The 13,961-nt window shown below is 38.1% G+C and carries 10 protein-coding genes and 1 pseudogene; all 11 read left to right on the forward strand.

The window, feature by feature from the left end; translation table 11 throughout:
- Window positions 1-61 precede the first annotated feature (61 nt).
- The 11 genes and pseudogenes from HMPREF9188_RS02975 (at window position 62) to metF (ending at window position 13,751) form a co-directional block, all read left to right on the forward strand.
- Complete coding sequence (locus HMPREF9188_RS02975) at window positions 62-1,246, forward strand: AbiH family protein (RefSeq protein WP_009729860.1); 1,185 nt, start codon at window positions 62-64, stop codon at window positions 1,244-1,246.
- 151 nt (window positions 1,247-1,397) lie between these two features.
- Window positions 1,398-2,969: a type I restriction-modification system subunit M gene (locus tag HMPREF9188_RS02980; RefSeq protein WP_009729861.1), complete on the forward strand. Its 1,572-nt coding sequence runs from the start codon at window positions 1,398-1,400 to the stop codon at window positions 2,967-2,969.
- Window positions 2,959-3,963, forward strand: coding sequence for a virulence RhuM family protein (locus HMPREF9188_RS02985; RefSeq protein ID WP_009729862.1), 1,005 nt, complete (start codon window positions 2,959-2,961; stop codon window positions 3,961-3,963). Before HMPREF9188_RS02980 ends, HMPREF9188_RS02985 begins: the two co-directional genes overlap by 11 nt.
- Window positions 3,963-5,135, forward strand: coding sequence for a restriction endonuclease subunit S (locus tag HMPREF9188_RS02990; protein WP_009729863.1), 1,173 nt, complete (start codon window positions 3,963-3,965; stop codon window positions 5,133-5,135). Before HMPREF9188_RS02985 ends, HMPREF9188_RS02990 begins: the two co-directional genes overlap by 1 nt.
- Before the next feature lie 74 nt (window positions 5,136-5,209).
- A complete protein-coding gene (locus HMPREF9188_RS02995) occupies window positions 5,210-5,728 on the forward strand; it encodes a restriction endonuclease subunit S (RefSeq protein WP_009729864.1) in 519 nt (172 codons plus the stop codon).
- Window positions 5,729-5,783: 55 nt separating this feature from the next.
- On the forward strand, window positions 5,784-8,828 hold the full coding sequence (locus HMPREF9188_RS03000) for a type I restriction endonuclease subunit R (protein ID WP_009729865.1): 3,045 nt from the start codon (window positions 5,784-5,786) through the stop codon (window positions 8,826-8,828).
- 124 nt (window positions 8,829-8,952) lie between these two features.
- Window positions 8,953-9,357, forward strand: a complete 405-nt coding sequence (locus HMPREF9188_RS03005; protein WP_009729866.1) for a YbgA family protein — start codon at window positions 8,953-8,955, stop codon at window positions 9,355-9,357.
- A complete protein-coding gene (locus tag HMPREF9188_RS03010; RefSeq protein WP_009729867.1) occupies window positions 9,341-9,706 on the forward strand; it encodes a TIGR02328 family protein in 366 nt (121 codons plus the stop codon). Before HMPREF9188_RS03005 ends, HMPREF9188_RS03010 begins: the two co-directional genes overlap by 17 nt.
- A 189-nt stretch (window positions 9,707-9,895) precedes the next feature.
- Window positions 9,896-10,183 (forward strand): annotated as a pseudogene (locus tag HMPREF9188_RS03015) (helix-turn-helix domain-containing protein); the annotation flags it as partial.
- A gap of 357 nt (window positions 10,184-10,540) precedes the next feature.
- The gene (metE, locus tag HMPREF9188_RS03020) at window positions 10,541-12,790 is read left to right on the forward strand and encodes a 5-methyltetrahydropteroyltriglutamate--homocysteine S-methyltransferase (protein WP_009729869.1); all 2,250 of its coding nucleotides are present in this window, start codon (window positions 10,541-10,543) and stop codon (window positions 12,788-12,790) included.
- Between the two features lie 94 nt (window positions 12,791-12,884).
- Window positions 12,885-13,751, forward strand: a complete 867-nt coding sequence (metF, locus tag HMPREF9188_RS03025; protein ID WP_002882688.1) for a methylenetetrahydrofolate reductase [NAD(P)H] — start codon at window positions 12,885-12,887, stop codon at window positions 13,749-13,751.
- Window positions 13,752-13,961 lie beyond the last annotated feature (210 nt).

The raw sequence follows: 13,961 nt of genomic DNA on the forward strand, positions 1-13,961 counted from the left end.
TTTTTTGGTGGATTCGTGGTATAATTTTGATAATTATCTATAATGTAGAGGAGAAAAAAACATGGCAGATACAATTTTAATTCTAGGTAATGGTTTTGATATTGCAATGGGGCGAAAAACGAAGTATGAAGAATTTATTGAGTTTACTAATGATTTAAGTTCAAGAAAGAAGTACATAGTAAACTTTAGAAAATTTATTAAACCGTATAAAAAAATTAAGTTATCCAATTATAAAGATAATTTGTATTTGAAATTTATTAATGAAAACAAAGATAATCTGGGAGAAAATTGGTCAAATCTTGAAATAATGATTTCAAACCTTGCAGATGCGATTATGTATTTTAAAGAGAATAGTAATGATTTATTTAATCATAACGTCAATGAATCTGACAAAGATTATTTAAGAAGATTAAAGAATAAACTCCGAAGGACTAATAATGCTATTGCTAAAATCTTTGTTGTTGAAAAATTTTATGAATTTAATTCAACGAAAAATTGGAATTTGTTACAAAGAGATGATGCATTGGAAAAGTTAAATACAGAATTTATTAATCAACTTGATTTATTGATTGAATTGTTAGAAATATATTTATCTTATATAGACTTTCTTGATTTTAAAGTTAATAAAATTAAACCAAGTCCAACAGCATTGGATGCGGTAAATGGTTTATCAAGATCATATGTATTAAATTTTAATTATACTAATACTTTAGGACGTTTATTCCATTCTTTTAAGGAACGAACTCATTTTATACATGGTCAAATTAATTTAGGTAGACCCATTGGTCAAATTAATACCATGGTTTTTGGAATTGAAGATAAGGAAGTTAATGTTAATAGTGACTTAATACCTTATCAAAAATATTATCAAAGGGTTGTTAAGGAAACTGGAAATAAATTTGAAGAATTTTTTATTAAGAGAAATTATACTGTAAAAAATACTTCTGTTGTAGGGCGTGCTGTTCCGACTAGAGTTCCAGTTTCGAAAAACATTGTAATTTTTGGTCATTCAGTAGATTCTTTAGATAAAGAGATATTTCAAAAGAGTTTTGCATTAGCTGAGGAAGGTGGCTATCCATATAGATTTATTTTCACTTATTTTGATGAACCAGCAAAACGTTCAATTATTAAGAATCTCGCAATCATTCTTGGTAAGGAAAAACTGATAGAGTTAACAGGTAAACAGAATGTTGTATTTGTAAAGAGTGATGATAAAGATGGTATGAAAGAAGTTCTACTACCTTAGTAAAGTTAAAAAGCAATTGAGATTATAGAATGCAATTGTAAAATCTTATTTCAAAAATAGTTTATAGCTCACTCGTCCTCCCTAGTTCGAGTGGTTTTTCTTGAAATATGATAAAATAGAAAAGATAATACATTAATTAAGGGAAGTAAAAATGGCAAGTAAAGAAAATGCAGAACGCAAGGAGCTGCATCGTAAAATTTGGGCGATTGCAGACGATGTGCGTGGGGCTGTAGACGGTTGGGATTTTAAGCAATATATCCTAGGAATTCTGTTCTATCGCTTTATTTCTGAACACATGGCAGACTATTTTGACCGTGCTGAGCACGAAGCTGGGGACTTAGAATTCCGTTATGCTGACTTAAGTGACCAAGAAGCTGAGCAAGATTTCAAACCAGGTACAGTTGAGGATAAGGGTTTCTTTATCCTTCCAAGTCAATTATTTGAAAATGTCGTCAAGAACGCCTCGCAAAATGAAAATTTAAACGAAGAATTGGCCAATATTTTCCAAGACATTGAAAAGTCAGCGATTGGCTTCAAATCAGAGGACGATATCAAAGGCTTGTTTGATAACTTAGATACACGAAGTAACATCCTTGGTGGAAGTGTTCCAGAAAAAAATAAACGCCTATCTGATATCCTCAATGGTATCAATAGCATTAACTTTGGCAACTTTCAGGAAAATGATATCGATGCCTTCGGAGATGCCTATGAATTCTTGATTTCCAACTATGCGAGCAATGCTGGTAAAAGTGGTGGTGAATTTTTCACACCTCAGACAGTGTCTAAATTATTGGCTCGTTTGGTAATGGTTGGTAAGGATAAAATTAACAAGGTTTACGACCCAACATGTGGTTCGGGTTCGCTCTTGCTTCAGATGAAAAAACAATACGAAGACCATATCTTGGAGGATGGTTTCTTTGGTCAAGAAATCAATATGACCAACTATAACTTGGCTCGTATGAATATGTTCTTGCACAATATCAACTACAATAACTTTGATATTAAGCGAGGAGATACCCTTTTAAATCCTCAGCATCTGGAAGAAAAGCCTTTTGATGCTATCGTTTCTAACCCTCCGTATTCTGTCAAATGGGTGGGAGATGGAGATCCAACTCTGATAAATGATGACCGTTTTGCTCCTGCAGGGAAACTAGCGCCCAAGTCAAAAGCTGACTTTGCCTTTATTATGCATAGTCTCAACCACTTGTCTAATAAAGGTCGGGCAGCTATTGTTTGCTTCCCAGGCATTTTCTATCGTGGAGGTGCTGAAAAGACCATTCGTCAGTATCTGGTAGATAACAACTTTGTTGAAGCGGTTATTGCCCTTCCAGATAATCTCTTCTTTGGCACTTCTATCGCAACTACGATTTTAGTTCTGGCGAAGAATAAACTAGAAAACAAAACCCTCTTTATTGATGCGAGTAAAGAATTCAAAAAAGAGACCAATAATAATGTCTTGACAGATAGTAATATCGATTATATCGTTGAATTATTCACTAATTATCAAAGTGTAGACTATAAAGCAGCTCTTGTTGATAATGATGTGATTGGATCAGAACAAGACTACAATCTTTCTGTCTCAACCTATGTCGAACAAGAAGATACACGTGAGAAGATTGATATTGATGAGCTCAATAAAGAAATCGCTGAGACTGTTGCCAAGATTGACCACTTGCGTGCAGAGATAGATAAGATTGTAGAGGAACTTAGCCATGGCAAATGATGTGATTCTCTATAGAACAGATGACGGGGAGTCTGCTATTGAACTTCACTTGGATAATGGAACGGTTTGGTTGACCCAACAGGAACTAGCTGAGCTTTTTCAGACTTCCAAGCAAAACATTAGTAAACATATCAAGGCCATCTTTGAAGATGGTGAATTGGATGAAACAGTGGTTGTCAACTATCAGTTGACAACCACTCGTCACGGTGCAATAGCTGGTAAAACTCAGTCAAAAAAAGTAGCCTACTATAATCTCGATATGATTTTGGCGATTGGTTATCGTGTGCGTTCCCCTCGTGGAGTCCAGTTTAGACACTATGCTTCGACAGTCTTGAAAGAGTATCTGATTAAGGGCTTTGCTATGGATGATGAGCGCTTGAAAAACTTTGGTGGTGGCTCTTACTTTAAAGAACTTCTTGAAAGAATCCGAGATATCCGCTCAAGTGAAAAAGTCTTTTATCGTCAGGTTTTAGATCTCTTTGCTACATCAAGTGACTACAATGCAAACTCACCAGAGGCAAAGAAATTCTTTGCGACAGTCCAAAACAAGATGCATTATGCCATTCACCACAATACTGCAAGTGAACTCATCTATAACCGTGTCAATAGCGAAAAGGAGTTTATGGGCTTGACCACTTTTAAGGGCGACCTCCCTACTCTGTCTGAAGCAAAGGTTGCCAAGAACTATCTGACAGAGAAGGAACTTCGTGGACTTAATCAGCTTGTATCAGGATATCTAGACTTTGCTGAAAGACAGGCAGAGCGAGAAGAAGTCATGACCATGGCTGATTGGGTGGCTCACGTAGATCGTATCCTTCTAGCTACTGGAGAAGACTTGCTAGATAACAGTGGTTCTATCTCTCGTGAACAGATGAAGCAGAAGGTAGATAAGGAATATAAGAGCTACCAAGCCAAGACCCTCAGTCAAGTTGAAAAAGATTACCTCAAGGAAATCAAAAGTATTGAAAATCTAGCCAAGGAAGGAGGTAAGTGATGAACATCCTAGAAGAAATCCAAAACTGTCCCGTTGAGTGGAAAGAGTTGGGGGAAGTGTGTAAAATTGTCAGAGGGGTTAGAATAACTAAGAAAGAGCTTCTAGAAGAAGGGTATCCCGTCGTTAGCGGTGGCACTAGTTTTATGGGATACACTAATGAGTATAATAGAGAAAAAAATACGATAACAATTGCTCAGTATGGAACAGCAGGGTACGTTAATTGGCAAACGGAAAAGTTTTGGGCGAATGATGTCTGTTTTTCAGTTTACCCAAAAGAATCTATTTTGAATAAATATTTGTATTATTTTTTAAAGAATAAACAAGATTATTTATACGAAATATCAAATAGAACAGCAGTGCCCTATTCAATTTCAAAAGAAAAAATTTTAAGAATTAAAATTCCTATTCCTCCTCTAGAAATTCAAGAAAAAATCGTGCAAATACTTGACAAATTAACTGATTATGTTACAGAATTGACCTCAGAATTGACCTCTCGTAAAAAGCAATATTCTTTTTATCGAGATAAATTGTTATCTTTTGAGGATGAAGTTTATCAGGTTGAGTGGAAAACTATTCAAGATATTTCTGTTAAGATTGTTACTGGAGTAACGCCTAAAAAATCATGCGAAGATTATTATCTTAAAGGTACTATTCCTTGGCTTAGAACAAATGAAGTAAAATTTAATACAATAACAACTACAGAAAAATATGTTACTGAGAAAGCTGTTGAAGAAACTGGTTTAAAATGGATACTGCCAAATAGCATAATTATTGCAATTTCAGGAGCAACTGCTGGTAGAGTTGCGATGAATAGTATTCCTTTAACAACTAATCAACATTGTTGTAGTATTAGTGTTGATGAAAGAATAGTAAATTATAAGTATTTGTATTATTGGTTGGTTAATCAAAATAGGCAGATATTGAGTTTGAAACAAGGAGCACGTGGGGATATAAATATGAGTATGATTAAATCATTGAAAATCCCAGTTCCATCTCTTGAAATACAGTCCCGTATTGTTCAAGTTTTAGACAACTTTGATACGGTTTGTAACGACTTAAATATCGGACTTCCCAAGGAGATTGAACTACGCCAAAAACAGTATGAATATTTTAGAGAAAAACTCTTGACATTCGTCGCCGAAGGCGAGTACACTGAGAGTAGAGTAGAGTAGAGTAGAGTAGAGTAGAGGAGTGGGACAACTCCGCTATTATCAAGCTTTTACAGTGGGTGTTTGGACCAATTCGAGTGGAGTTGGGACAAGTTGTCAATTTACAACGTGGGAAACGTCTTGTTAGAAATCAGCTAACTACTTCAGGAAGTTTTCCAGTTTATCAGAACAGTTTGACACCCTTGGGATATTTTACACATTCAAACAGGGGAAAAGAAACCAGCTTTGTTATATGTGCAGGAGCAGCTGGTGAAATTGGGTATAGCGCTATGGACTTTTGGGCAGCAGATGATGTCTACACATTAGAGACGTCAGATAATATTTCTGATAAATTTATGTACTATGTCTTGGTAAGTAAGCAAGATAGACTCAAATCGCAAGTTCGAAAGGCAAGTATTCCGAGATTATCTAAGGATGCTATTGATAAAATTACTTTTTACTTACCATCCATTACAGAACAAGAAATAATCGTCTCTACTCTTGACAATTTCAATACTTTAACCAACTCTCTTTCTGAAGGCCTTCCAAAGGAAATTGAACTAAGACAGAAACAGTATGACTACTGGCGGGAACAACTATTAAACTTTACTAGATAAATTCTTTAATCATTTTGAGATAGAATCTCAATTAAAACAAAAAAGGAAGCATGCTATGGTTGACTATTCAAAAATACATGAAGTAATTGCGGAAACAAATGAAGGGATTCTCTTGGCTGAGTATCAACCAGAGTATCATACGGATAGAGAATATCAGACAGAGGCTGATTTAGAAAATCAGTTAATTTCTGATTTGGTGAATCATCTCAACTATGAACGCTTAAATATTCATACACCTGAAGAGCTCTTAGCAAATGCCAAGGCACAAATAGAAAAACTCAATAAGGTGACTTTTACGAACGCTGAGTGGGATCGGTTTGTAGTAGAGTATCTGGATTGTCCCAATGAAGGATTAGTTGAAAAAACTCGAAAAATCCAGGAGAATTATATCTATGATTTTGTCTTTGATGATGGACGAATTAAAAATATTTTTATCCTTGATAAGAAAAACATTCATAACAACAGCATGCAGGTCATCAACCAAGTGACCCAAGTGGGTAGCCACACTAACCGTTATGACGTGACTATTTTAGTGAATGGTCTTCCGTTAGTTCAGATTGAATTGAAGAGACGAGGGGTTAGTCTCAAACAAGCTTTCGAACAAATCCATAGATATAGTAAGGAAAGTTTCAATAGCGCAAATTCTTTATACAAATACACTCAGATTTTTGTCATTTCCAATGGAACTTATACACGCTACTTTGCCAATACAACAGCACAAAATAAAAATCATTACGAGTTCACCTGTGAATGGGCAGACCGCAAGAATAAAACAATCCACGACCTAGAGGACTTTACTGTCACTTTCTTAAGTAAGCGAGTCCTTTTGGAGGTATTGACCAAGTATTGTGTTTTTGATGCTGATAATACCTTACTCATCATGCGTCCTTATCAGATAGCAGCTACTGAGAGTATCATACGCAAGATTCATTCCACAAATGAAATGAAGAATTTCGGTACGATTAATGCTTGTGGCTATATCTGGCATACGACGGGTTCTGGGAAAACTTTGACCAGCTTTAAGACCGCTCGTTTAGCAACAGAGTTGGACTATATTGATAAAGTGATATTTGTGGTGGATAGAAAAGACCTAGATTATCAAACCATGAAGGAATATCAAAAATTCCAACCAAATTCAGTAAATGGTAGTAACAATACAAAAGACCTCCAACGTAATATTGAAGAAAATGATGGTAAAATCGTTGTCACAACTATTCAGAAGTTAAATAAATTTATAACAGCAAATCCAAATCATGAAATCTACAGTAAGAAATGTGTCTTGATTTTTGACGAGTGCCATCGCTCCCAGTTTGGAAAGGCGCAAAAGCGTATCAAAAAAGCTTTTAAACAGTATGCTTTATTTGGATTTACAGGTACTCCGATTTTCCCGGAAAATAGCTTAACAGGAGAAACAACACAAGAGGTTTTTGGAGAGCAACTTCATAACTACGTTATAACAGATGCTATTCGAGATAAAAAAGTGTTGAAGTTCAAAGTCGACTATAACTATATCAAGCCTGAAATAAACAAGTATAGAGAAGCTGAAAAAGCAGTTGGTCAAGAGATTGATGAGAAGAAACTCAAAAAGATGGAGAAGGAACTCCTTTTGCATCCAGAACGGATAGCAACCATTACAGAGTACCTGTTGAGAGTTTATAATGACAAGACGCATCGGAGTAAATATTACACTCATAAACAAAAAAAGATGCAAGGATTTAATGCCATGTTAGCTGTACAAAGTATTGAAGCTGCTAAGTTATACTATGATGAACTCCAGCGACAACAAGCAACTTTACCAGAAGCTAAGCGCTTGAAAGTTGCAACCATCTTTAGCTTTGCACCCAACGAAGAACAGTCAGCTTATGGGGAAATTCAAGATGAAGAGCTAGAACCTCAAGATACAGCTATGCCTCTATCTTCTAAAGAGTTTCTGGAAAAAGCGATTGATGACTATAATCACATGTTCAAGACTAACTTCTCAACTGATGGGAAAGAGTTTCAAAATTACTATCGTGACCTTTCTAAGAGAGTTAAGTCTAAAGAAGTGGATTTGCTGATTGTAGTTGGTATGTTCTTGACGGGATTTGATGCCCCGACTATGAATACACTCTTTGTCGATAAAAATCTACGTTATCATGGTTTGATTCAGGCATTCTCGAGAACCAATCGGATTTTTAACAAAGTTAAACCTTTTGGGAATATTGTTTGTTTCCGTGATTTAGAAAAGGCTACGCAAGAAGCAATTAAGACTTTTGGGGACACCAATAAGCTTGAAATCATCTTAGAAAAAAGCTTTAGTGAATACATGGATGGTTTCGTCGATCAAGTAACGGGTATCGAGGTCAAAGGATATACTGCGGTTTGTCAGGAAATTCTGGAAAGATTTCCGAATCCGCAAGAGATTGAAACAGAGCACGATAAAAAAGAGTTTGTTAAGTTATTTGGTGAGTTGTTGAAACTTGATAATGTTCTTCGAAATTATGATGAATTCCAAGAAATCAACAAACCTATTTCAGAAGGTTATCTTCAGGATTTAAGAAGTGCTTATGTGGAAATTCGAGATGAATTTTTGAACCTTAAAAACTATGAAAAGGCCAAGGATTTGGATGTTGATCTTTCAGATCTTGAATTTGAAATCGAACTCTTAAAAACAGATGAGATTAATCTGGATTATATCCTTGCATTGATTGTTGAGAAATCAAAGAACTCAGAGTCTAAAGAAGCAATGAAAGCAGAAGTTAGTCGTGTGATTCGTTCTAGTATTGATATCCGTGCCAAGGAAGAGTTGGTTATTGGATTTATAAATGACACCGATTTGCAAAAATTGAAAGACCATGATGGGATTATCAATGCTTTCTACGAATATGGTAAGGAGCGCAAGAAAATTGCGATTCACAACCTAGCTGAGTCTGAGAAACTTGTAGCTGATTATCAATTATTCATCGACAAATCAATTCAACGAGGTTATGCTGAAAACAGTGGAACTGATTTGGATTCGATTATTCCACCAACTTCTCGTAGACAGGGAGCGCGTGAACGGAAAAAGCAAGAAGTTTTACATAAGATTCAGTTGTTAGTAGAGACTTATTCAGGTATTTAAGGATTTGTCGAACAAGGCTTATTAGAAAAATCAGGCTCTACAAAAAATACTCTTTATTCGCTCATTTTTTAGATACAACTTTGTTTCCATATTTCCTGGAAACGGATAGAAAACAAGGAGAAACATGGAACAAACTAACCAAAAATCCCAGTGCCAACAACTCTGGGCTAGAAACAAATACCTCGTTTTGAGCCATTCCAGCAATATTTACAATGACATTCGCCAGTATCTAAAGAAAGAAGTGGTGGAGCTGAGTCAGGTTCAAGAGATGATTGACCGTGCCTGTCAAATCCCAGAACACAGGGGTCAGGTTTGCAATGCCTTTCAGCATATTTGGGGCTATTTCAAAAAGAAAGCGACAGATGCCGAGCGTAAGGACTATATGCTCTTGCTGGATCGCTACCGCTTTGGTCAGGCTTCCAAGGAAGACTTGATCGCTAAAACTCGAGACTTGCTTGACCGCTATCCCAATACCTACTTGCAACATTCGACTTTACTGAAAGGAGACACCCATGAGACTTTGGCATGAGGCTTTGATTTCACAACTTCCCCGTCCGCAACTTTTGGGCCAACATCGAGAATGCTGCGCCCTGCGTGGCAATGGCTGGGGCAGAAAGCATGCTACGGTGGACTATGTCTTTACCCACTCGCCCTATCGTCTCTATGCCTATCATCGCTTGATCATGGAGGAAATGGCTGGCCGTGGCTACAATGTCAGTCCAGAGTGGCTGGACAAGGACTACCGAGGTAAGACCTGCCCTCCTTATCAAGACTTGCCTGAGGAGAACCTAGGTAATCCCGTCTATAGTGAGCATGACGCAGGATACTATGAGGAGTGCTTAGCTAATCTTCGTGAGAAGGGGATTGAGCTGGAGTAAGAGTCAGACTTATCTCCAATTTATAACTCTTCTCGTAATTTTTTTCGAATAATAAAAATGAGACCTTTAGATTTTTTCTAAGGTCTTCTTTTTATGAGTGTTAGGATTTACTTTTAATAACTTTTTAGTTATAATTTATTTGAAAAGAAAAGCGTGAACTGAAGGACTTAAAAGAAAGAGGGTTAAGTGATGAAAAATAGTGCCATTGGGAGTAGTTGGAAGGATGTCCGTTCAGAACTCTTTACCAAAGAGGAAATTCTTGAAAGTGATATGCGAGTAGCTATCATGAGCGAGCTGATTGAGGCTAGGCATGAGAAAGGAATCAGTCAGAAAAAACTGGAAGAACTCAGTGGAGTGAGCCAGCCTGTTATAGCTAGAATGGAAACAGGAAAGACCAGTCCTCAGTTGGATACGGTCTTAAAAGTCTTAGCCAGTTTAGGAAAGATACTAGCAGTCGTACCACTTGAACAGGAAAAAATTGATAGAGATGAGATTATTTTGTTTGCTAAAATCATCCACAGGGTAATTTTACCTCCCGTCTGCATTTTTTCAGGGAAATATCAGAATTACAAAAGAAAACCAACCTATAGTCTTTTCTAATAACAAGTCATAGTCACTTATAAGAATCGTTAATAGCTCGTTTGAGCATTCTAACTAAAATACAGCAATAAAACGAGCTATACAAAGGATTTGAGATACTGGTCTCAAGTCCTTTTCTTTTGTCTAAAAGAGAGATATAGTTTCAAACTATATCAAAGCCTAATTTTTTACAATTATACAGGCGCTTTCTTTTCTGTTAAGATAGTTTCAACAACAAATTTTGGAGGACACATCATGTCAACTACGATCATCGGTTTCCCTCGTTTAGGTGAATTCCGCGAATTAAAATTTACAACTGAAAAATACTTTAGAAAAGAAATCTCAGAAGAAGAACTCCTTGTCGCAGCAAAAGACTTGCGTGCTAAACATTGGAACATTGTCAAAGAAAATGGCATCACTGAAATCCCATCAAACGACTTTTCTCACTATGACAACTTCCTCGATGCAGCCTTCCTCTTCAACGTGGTGCCTGCATCCGTTCAAAACTTGGACTTGTCTGACCTTGAGCGCTACTTTGCTTTGGCGCGTGGTTACCAAGGTGAAAAAGGGGATGTTCGTGCCCTTCCGATGAAGAAATGGTTTAACACCAACTACCACTACATCGTTCCTAAATTTGAAAAAGACACTCAAGTTAAATTGGCAGGTCACAAGATCTTTGATGAGTTCCAAGAAGCAAAAGAACTTGGATTGAACACTCGTCCTGTCCTTGTAGGTCCGTTCACTTTCCTTCAATTATCAGACTTTGAAGAAGGCGTGAAAGCAGAAGACTTCGTAGATAGCTTAGTAGCTGCATACCAAGAAGTTTTTGCTAAATTGGCGGAGCTTGGTGCAACTCGCATCCAACTCGACGAAGCTGCTCTTGTCAAAGACTTGACAGCTGAAGAAAAATCTCTCTTCTTGAACCTCTACAACAAACTCTTGGCTGACAAGAAAGGTCTTGAAGTCTTGCTTCAAACTTACTTCGGTGACGTTCGTGACGTCTACTCTGATCTTGTGAACTTGCCAGTAGATGCCATCGGTTTGGACTTCGTTGAAGGTAAGAAAACTCTTGAACTCGTTAAAGGTGGCTTCCCAGCTGACAAGACTCTCTATGCAGGTATCGTCAATGGTAAAAACATCTGGCGCAACAACTACGAAAAGAGCTTGGCTATTCTTGAGCAAATCCCAGCTGAAAACATCGTATTGACAAGCTCATGCTCACTTCTTCATGTGCCATTTACAACTGCTAACGAAGAATTTGAACCAGCTATCTTGAACCACTTTGCCTTTGCGGTTGAAAAATTGGAAGAACTTCGTGACTTGGATGCTATCCGCAATGGTCAAGGTGCAGAAGCTCTTGCAGCTAATAAAGAACTCTTTGCGACTGAACGTGTTGGTGAAAATGCAGAACTTCGTGCACGCATCGCTGGATTGACAGACGCTGACTACACTCGTTTGCCAGCCTTTGCAGAACGTGAAGCTATCCAAGAAGAAGCTTTCAAACTTCCAGCTCTTCCAACAACAACCATCGGTTCATTCCCTCAAACTAAGGAAGTTCGTGCTAAACGTTTGGCTTACCGTAAGGGTGAATTGTCACAAGAAGAATACGACGCTTTCCTTGCTGAAACCATCGATGAATGGATCAAATGGCAAGAAGAAGTTGGATTTGACGTGCTTGTACACGGTGAGTTCGAGCGTAACGACATGGTTGAGTACTTCGGTCAAAACTTGTCAGGTTACCTCTTCTCTAAGAATGGTTGGGTACAATCTTACGGTATGCGTGGGGTGAAACCACCAATCATCTGGGGTGATGTGACTCGTCTTAACCCTATCACTGTCAAATGGTCTAGCTACGCACAAAGCCGTACTGACAAACCTGTTAAAGGGATGTTGACTGGACCGGTTACCATCCTTAACTGGTCATTCCCACGTGAAGATATCTCTATCAAGGATTCTACTCTTCAAATCGCTCTTGCTATTAAGGATGAAGTTCTTGACCTTGAAGCTGCAGGTGTGAAAATCATCCAAATCGACGAGGCTGCTCTTCGTGAAAAATTGCCACTCCGTCGTAGCGACTGGTACGAAGACTACCTTGACTGGGCCATTCCTGCCTTCCGCTTGGTACACTCTACAGTAGCGCCAGACACACAAATCCACACTCACATGTGTTACTCAGAATTTACAGATATCATCCCAGCTATCGACAACATGGATGCGGACGTTATCTCCTTTGAAGCAAGCCGTTCAAACCTTGAAATCTTGGACGAACTCAAAGCGAAAAACTTCCAAACAGAAGTGGGACCTGGGGTTTACGATATCCACTCTCCTCGTGTGCCAAACGAAGGCGAAATCGACCACACAATCGATGCTATTCTTGCCAAAGTACCAAGCAAGAAAGTTTGGATCAATCCTGACTGTGGTTTGAAAACACGCGGTATTCCAGAAACAAAAGAAAGCTTGATCCGCCTTGTCGAAGCAGCGAAAGCTGCGCGTGAGAAATTGTAAGATCCGATTTCTCTCGTGACCCTGACTGATCAAGGAACTTGCTTGGCCCTAGTTGCTCAGCAATCATGAAATCAAAAAGAAAAGGATAATGACTATGTCACGCCAAACGCCGTCACTTTCATTTGAAGTGTTCCCTCCAAACCCAGCTGTGGGTAATGATAAAATTATTTCAGCCTTGCAGGATATGAGGGAGCTGACACCGCACTTTATCAGTGTGACCGCCAGCAATAATAAATTTAATATCAAGGAAACAACGGTTCGTTTGGCTGACTTTATCCAGAATGATTTGGCGATTCCAACCATTGCCCACTTGCCAGCTATCTATCTGACCAAGGATAAGGTTGCTGAAACCATTGCAGACTTGGATAAGGTTGGGGTACAGAAAATCTTGGCCTTGCGTGGGGATATTATCCCTGATGTGGAGCCACAAAAGGATTTCCGCTACGCAACGGATTTGATTGAGTTCATCAAGGAACAAGCCCCTCACTTTGATATTGTTGGTGCTTGCTACCCAGAGGGGCATCCTGACTCGCCAAACCAAATCTCAGATATTCAAAATCTCAAGAAGAAAGTGGATGCAGGCTGTTCAAGCCTCGTAACGCAGCTTTTCTTTGACAATGAGCGTTTCTATGATTTCCAAGATAAGTGTACTTTGGCAGGGATTGATGTTCCTATTCATGCGGGGATTATGCCAATTCTGAATCGAAATCAGGCTCTCCGTCTCTTGAAAACGTGTGAGAATATCCACCTTCCACGTAAATTCAAGGCCATTTTAGACAAGTATGAGCATGACCCTGAGTCACTCAGAGCAGCAGGACTTGCCTATGCCGTGGATCAGATCGTGGACTTGGTCACTCAGGATGTAGCAGGAGTGCATCTCTACACTATGAACAATGCTGAAACAGCAAAATACATCCATCAAGCAACCCATGCCTTGTTTAACCATCAGTCTTTAGGATAATCGATTCTTTTAGCACTTCGTCTGAAGTGGTTAGGCCGCCAGCAAACCTTCGGTTTCATGGCTAAGCTGAAAGCCTTGGTCTTTCAGTTTGCCTGTAATGTTAGCAAAACTAACCTTACTTTAACCACTGAGACGATAGCTTGTCATTCACTTGCTTTTAAATGAAAAATGACAGTTGTGAGAGCTAAAGAATTCGCTAAATAAGATAAA

It is taken from the genome of Streptococcus sp. F0441 (genome assembly GCF_000314775.2).
GTDB lineage: Bacteria > Bacillota > Bacilli > Lactobacillales > Streptococcaceae > Streptococcus.

What these genes read in the sequence shown, in the direction of transcription:
- HMPREF9188_RS02985 (WP_009729862.1), top strand. Translation starts at nt 2,959, where the DNA reads ATGGCAAATGATGTGATTCTCTATAGAACAGATGACGGGGAGTCTGCT.
- metF (WP_002882688.1), top strand. Translation starts at nt 12,885, where the DNA reads ATGTCACGCCAAACGCCGTCACTTTCATTTGAAGTGTTCCCTCCAAAC.
- metE (WP_009729869.1), top strand. Translation starts at nt 10,541, where the DNA reads ATGTCAACTACGATCATCGGTTTCCCTCGTTTAGGTGAATTCCGCGAA.
- HMPREF9188_RS02975 (WP_009729860.1), top strand. Translation starts at nt 62, where the DNA reads ATGGCAGATACAATTTTAATTCTAGGTAATGGTTTTGATATTGCAATG.
- HMPREF9188_RS02980 (WP_009729861.1), top strand. Translation starts at nt 1,398, where the DNA reads ATGGCAAGTAAAGAAAATGCAGAACGCAAGGAGCTGCATCGTAAAATT.
- HMPREF9188_RS03005 (WP_009729866.1), top strand. Translation starts at nt 8,953, where the DNA reads ATGGAACAAACTAACCAAAAATCCCAGTGCCAACAACTCTGGGCTAGA.
- HMPREF9188_RS03000 (WP_009729865.1), top strand. Translation starts at nt 5,784, where the DNA reads ATGGTTGACTATTCAAAAATACATGAAGTAATTGCGGAAACAAATGAA.
- HMPREF9188_RS02990 (WP_009729863.1), top strand. Translation starts at nt 3,963, where the DNA reads ATGAACATCCTAGAAGAAATCCAAAACTGTCCCGTTGAGTGGAAAGAG.
- HMPREF9188_RS03010 (WP_009729867.1), top strand. Translation starts at nt 9,341, where the DNA reads ATGAGACTTTGGCATGAGGCTTTGATTTCACAACTTCCCCGTCCGCAA.